The sequence below is a fragment of the Pseudoalteromonas sp. TB41 genome (genome assembly GCF_000497975.1).
Lineage (GTDB): Bacteria > Pseudomonadota > Gammaproteobacteria > Enterobacterales > Alteromonadaceae > Pseudoalteromonas > Pseudoalteromonas tetraodonis.
In genome coordinates this window covers 1-2,758 of sequence record NZ_AUTH01000119.1, presented here as the reverse complement: position 1 = coordinate 2,758, position 2,758 = coordinate 1, and the positions used below count along the sequence as shown (strand labels likewise).

Annotated in this window: 2 protein-coding genes; both read left to right on the top strand. The window is 44.1% G+C overall.

What is annotated here, in order from left to right; all coding sequences use genetic code 11:
• Nucleotides 1-41: 41 nt before the first annotated feature.
• Nucleotides 42-590, top strand: a complete 549-nt coding sequence (locus L641_RS0120935) for a 3'-5' exoribonuclease (protein WP_024602004.1) — start codon at nucleotides 42-44, stop codon at nucleotides 588-590.
• Nucleotides 590-2,758 (top strand): replication endonuclease (locus L641_RS0120930; protein ID WP_024603028.1); only part of this gene is annotated, 2,169 nt, incomplete at its 3' end. The genes L641_RS0120935 and L641_RS0120930, both read left to right, overlap by 1 nt.

The following is a 2,758-nucleotide window of genomic DNA, read 5'->3' as shown; positions in this document are numbered from 1 at the left end:
GATTTTGACCTAATTGAACTTGAATTAGACGGCGGTGCAGCATGAACAATGTAATGGTGCATTTAACTCGTTTAGATAATCGCCCAAGCGCAATGATCGTTGAAATTGCGGCGGTATTTTTTGACCCTAAAACAGGTGTAATTGGCGCTGATTTTCACGAGGTTATATCGCCAGAAAAACAAGACCGATTAGGCACTGCAACAGCCGCGTTTAATTCTCAGTGGGGACACTACTTACGCACCAATTACCCTGATGATGAAGACTTGGGCACTGATATTGTTTTTGCCTTGGATTCATTCGTTGATTGGCTTTGTCAGATAGAAGTAATGGCAGACCGTGTTATGTGGTCAACAGGTGATGACTTTTCAGATTGCGGTCTACTGCACCAACTGATTTTAGATTACATGGGTAAAAACCCAGAGCATAGAACAGGCCGCTTTTGGAGAGCTGACAAGGTTAATGATATACAAACTTTGTTTAACTTAATCGGCTATACACAAGAACCTAATTTTCCCGCTATACATGCAACAGACATTGTGAAGTTAAAAGCCAAAGCGGTTAGCGATATAAAGCAGGCGCTTAAACTGTAATGGCTAACCCAATCCCGATCGACCTTGACGCCCTTAACCTATCAAGCATAGCTAAGGGCTTAATTTCGTCTATTACTGATATTGACGACTTTAATTACCTTGCTAGCAACTTGGAAAAAGTGCCTGTATCGCTGCAAAGTCGCATGGCCCGTAAATACATTGATCGTTACACCGAGAAAAAAGCGGGGAGCCAGTTCCGTGCTAATACATGGATGCGCCGCACTATTGCGCGTTTAAAGCCTCGCTTTGGTGTTCTGCTCAGTATTACTCACAATATGCCATTGCCATGGCATATTCTAAGTAGTGTTGAAAAAACTAAAAAGCATGCAGGCACTCTTGCATTAGAGTGCCTTGAAAAAGCACTTGATGTAAGCGGTCAAAACCAGCATTTACCGTATGAAAAAATAGTACGCCTTACCTACGAAGGGGTTGCAGGGTATGCCAAACAGTTTGGCGTAAATGTGCCATTTTACGACATGCGCGAAGACGACTTACCGCAAGCCTGTTTTGAAATCGCCTTGCTTAAACTGCAATGCGATAAATGGTGGGCTCGCCAATTAAAAACCCTGCGTAAACAGTTTTTAGAACTACTAGAAATTGCAACCGGCCAAGTGGGTAAAGACCTTTACTACGACAAAAAAAACCAAAAACCTAAACGCCGGGGTATTAGCCCGTATTCATCAAAACAAGCACAACGTGAATTTAGCTTTGCCCAAGCCAGTGGTCGCCAGTTCCTCGAAATGATGGAACTACAAAGCAGCGACGGCGATGTAATTAACTTAATTGAAGCCGTAAAAAGCGGCATGGCAAACCCTGCTAACCGCCGTAATGAGCTAATGCTACGCATCCGTGAAACCGAAGAACTAGCCGATGAAATGGGCTATGTTGCCATGTTTTACACTATTACATGCCCTGCGCGTTTTCATGCCAATGCAAGTACGTGGGACGGTTCGACCCCCAAAGATGCGCAAAATTATTTAACCACAACATGGGCGCGGGCACGTTCAAAGTTAAACCGCCGTGAACTTAAATACTTTGGTGTACGTGTTGTAGAGCCACATGCTGACGGGTGTCCGCACTGGCACATGATGTTATTCATGCCAAAAAACAAACTTCAAGAAATCAACGCTATTTTGCGTTGGTACTTTATTCAAGAGGATAAAAGCGAGCTTTACGATCGTTATGGCCCCGAGCTTACCCGCGCCAAAGTATTTAATAAATTTGTAGATATAAACACCCATGGCACCCACATAAAAACAGTAGAAGCCTGCGTTAAATACCGTGCAGGGACTGAGAAAACCAAGTTATTTAAAATCTATAAACAAAAGCGCAGCGAGTGGGGCTTTGCTAAAAAGAAAGCCAACGAAGTAGCCATACAACGCAATAAAGAAGAGGCAGAAAAAGCCAAGGCTGAAAAAAGAGAGCCTAAAAAGTTTAAGGCGAAAAACCATAAAGCGCCTACCAAATTTTACCGTACTTTTAGCCCACGCTTTGACGCTGTAAAGCTTGATAAAAGCAAGGGCAGCGCAGCGGCCTACATTGCTAAATACATTAGTAAAAATATTGATGGTTACATGCTGACTGATCATGTTGACGCCGACACAGGCGAAAACCTGCAAGAGCAAGCCAATCCCGTTTTAGCCTGGGCAAGTACGTGGAACATTCGCCAGTTTCAATTTCAGGGTTCGCCAAGCGTTACGGTTTGGCGAGAGCTTCGCCGTATGCCAAAAGGCAAACCAATTAAAGACGAAATAATAGAGCCAATTCGACATGCGGCAGATAACGCCAATTGGAAAGATTACGTAAAACTACAGGGCGGCATGTGTATTGGCCGCGCTGCTAACTTTAAATCAATGTACGAAGACACCCCAATGGGCAACGACTACGCCGAAGTAGTGCGCCGTATTAAAGGTGTTGTGACCAATATTGATTACAAAGCCGTGCTTACACGTTTGTTTAACAATGTGCATAACGTAACGGATGCAACCAGCTTAAAAACCCGCCTTATAGAATGGACAAGACAACTCAAAGGTACAGCAGAGAAAATTGCAGCTAAGGCTAGCACCAACGTCGGCGCAGCCGACCTATCTTGGTCTAGTGGTAATAACTGTACGCCTATAGCCGTGGGCTCTAGCGCCGAGTTAATACTCGATATGGTGGGGTGTGAT

What these genes read in the sequence shown, in the direction of transcription:
- L641_RS0120935 (WP_024602004.1), top strand. Translation starts at nt 42, where the DNA reads ATGAACAATGTAATGGTGCATTTAACTCGTTTAGATAATCGCCCAAGC.